The following is a 2,484-nucleotide window of genomic DNA, read 5'->3' as shown; positions in this document are numbered from 1 at the left end:
GGCTTCGAGGTGGACGCCGAACTGGCTGCCGCGGTAAGGCGCTTGGCCCGGCAGCACGGCGCGACCACGCCCATCGTGCTGCAGGCGGCGCTGGCGGTGCTGCTGTCCCGGCTCGGCGCCGGCGAGGATGTGACGATCGGCTCGCCGATCGCCGGGCGTACCGACCAGGACCTCGGCCCGCTGGTCGGCTTCTTCGTCAACAACTGGGTGCTGCGCGCCGACCTGTCCGGGCGCACCTCCTTCGCCGAGCTCGTCGACCAGGTCCGGGACCGGGCGCTGGCCGCCTACGCCCACCAGGACCTGCCGTTCGAGCGCCTGGTGGAGCTGCTGAACCCGGAGCGCTCCACCGCTTACCAGCCTTTGTTCCAGGTCGTGTTCGTCTGGAACGAGGGCCTGTTCCCGAGCCTGGAGCTGCCCGGCCTCACCCTCACACCGCACCAGGACATGACCGAGGGTGCCCGGATCGCCAAGTTCGACCTCACCCTGACGCTGTCCGAGGCGGACGGCGGCAGCGGTTTCGAGGGTTATCTGGAGTACGCGCTCGACCTGTTCGACCGGACCACCGCCGAGCAGCTCGCGGCCCGCTTCGTCCGCGTGCTCCGGCAGGTCACCGCCACCCCCGGGGCGGCCGTCGCCGGCGTCGAGGTCCTGGAGGCGGCCGAACGGCAGCGGGTCCTGACGGAATGGAACGACACCGCGCGCGGAACACAGGCCGTCCCGGTGCCGGAGCTGTTCGCCGAGCAGGTCGCCCGGACCCCGGACGCGCCCGCGGTGACCTGCGGGGACACCACCCTCAGCTACGCCGAGCTGGACACCCGCTCCGACCGGATCGCCGCGGCGCTGACCGCCTGGGGTGCCGGCCCCGAGACCCTGGTCGGGCTTGCCGCACCGCGCTCCGCCGAGCTGCTGGTGGCGCAGCTCGCCGTGCTGAAGGCCGGTGCCGGATACCTGCCGCTGGACGTGGACTACCCGCGCGAGCGGCTGGAGTTCGTGCTCGCCGACGCCCGGCCGGTGCTGGTGCTGGCCACCGGGGACGCGGCGGCCCTGCTGCCGCTGACCGGCGTTCCGGTGCGGACGCTGGAGCAGGCGGAGCAGGCGGAGCAGGCAGGGCCAGCCGGCGTCCCGCCCGTCCCTGCCTGCCCGGTCGCGGCGTCGAACCTCGCGTACGTGATGTACACCTCCGGCTCGACCGGCCTTCCCAAGGGCGTCGCCGTCACCCACGCCGACATCGTCGCACTGGCCACCGACCGGCAGTTCGAGGGCACCGAGCGGGTGCTGGTGCACTCCTCGCAGGCCTTCGACGCCAGCACCTTCGAAGTCTGGGTGCCGCTGCTGTCCGGGGCACTCGCCGTGGTGGCCCCGCCCGGCGAGATCGACGCCCTCGCGCTGCGCGCCCTGATCGCGGCGCACCGGCTGGACGCGCTGTGGCTGCCGGTCGGCCTGTTCGCCGCCGTCCTCGACCAGGACCCGGCCTGCCTGGCCGGGCTGGAACGGCTGTGGGTCGGCGGCGACGCGGTGCCGGTCGCGGCGCTGACACAGTTGCGGGCGCACTGCCCCGGTATCCGGGTCACCAACGGCTACGGCCCCACCGAGACCACGACCTTCGCCGTCACCCACCCGTTCTCGCCCACCGAAGACCTGTCCGCCGGGGTGCCGATCGGCCGGCCGCTGGACGACATGCGCGCCTACGTCCTCGACGGGAACCTGACCCCGGTCCCGCCGGGCGTCGTCGGCGAGCTCTACCTGGCCGGCGCGGGCCTGGCCCGCGGCTACCTGAACCACCCGGCGCTGACCGCCTCCCGGTTCGTCGCCGCCCCGGTCGGCGGTGCGGGCGAGCGCCTGTACCGCACCGGCGACCTGGCACGCTGGACCCGCGACGGCCGTATCGTCTACGCCGGCCGTAACGACGCCCAGGTGAAGGTGCGCGGCTTCCGCGTCGAGCCCGGCGAGATCGAGTCCGTGCTCGCCGCGTACCCGGAGGTCGCCCAGGCCGTCGTGCTCGCCCGGGAAACCGACACCGCCGACGGCTCGAAGCAACTGGTCGCCTACGTGGTGCCCGACACCGCCGCGCAGACCGGGGACGACCTCGCCGACCTGCTGCGCACGGCCCTCGGCCGGCAGCTGCCCGCGTACCTGGTGCCCGCCGCCTTCGTGGTCCTGGACCGGCTGCCGCTGACCGTCAACGGCAAGATCGACCGGGCTGCCCTGCCGGACCCGGTCTTCGCCGCCACCGGCGAGTACCGGGCGCCCGGGACGGAGCAGGAGCAGCGCCTCGCGGAGATCTTCGCCGAGGTGCTGGACGTGGAGCGGGTCGGCCTCGACGACGACTTCTTCCTGCTCGGCGGCCACTCGCTGCGCGCCACCCGGCTGGTCGGCAAGGTGCGCCGGGCGTTCGGCGCCGAGGTGCCGATCCGCGCGGCACCAGAGCCAGGCCGCCTCCAACTGGATCTACGCGGCGATCACCCTTGCCGTCCTCGCACCGTT

The 2,484-nt window shown here is 74.0% G+C and carries 1 protein-coding gene; it reads left to right on the top strand.

Annotated elements, in window-relative coordinates:
- Positions 1 to 9: 9 nt before the first annotated feature.
- Positions 10 to 2,484 (top strand): non-ribosomal peptide synthetase (locus ACWD3D_RS36030; RefSeq protein ID WP_451464877.1); only part of this gene is annotated, 2,475 nt, incomplete at its 3' end.

The sequence above is a fragment of the Streptomyces sp. NPDC002690 genome, assembly GCF_053592415.1.
This window is presented reverse-complemented; position numbering and strand designations above follow the sequence as displayed.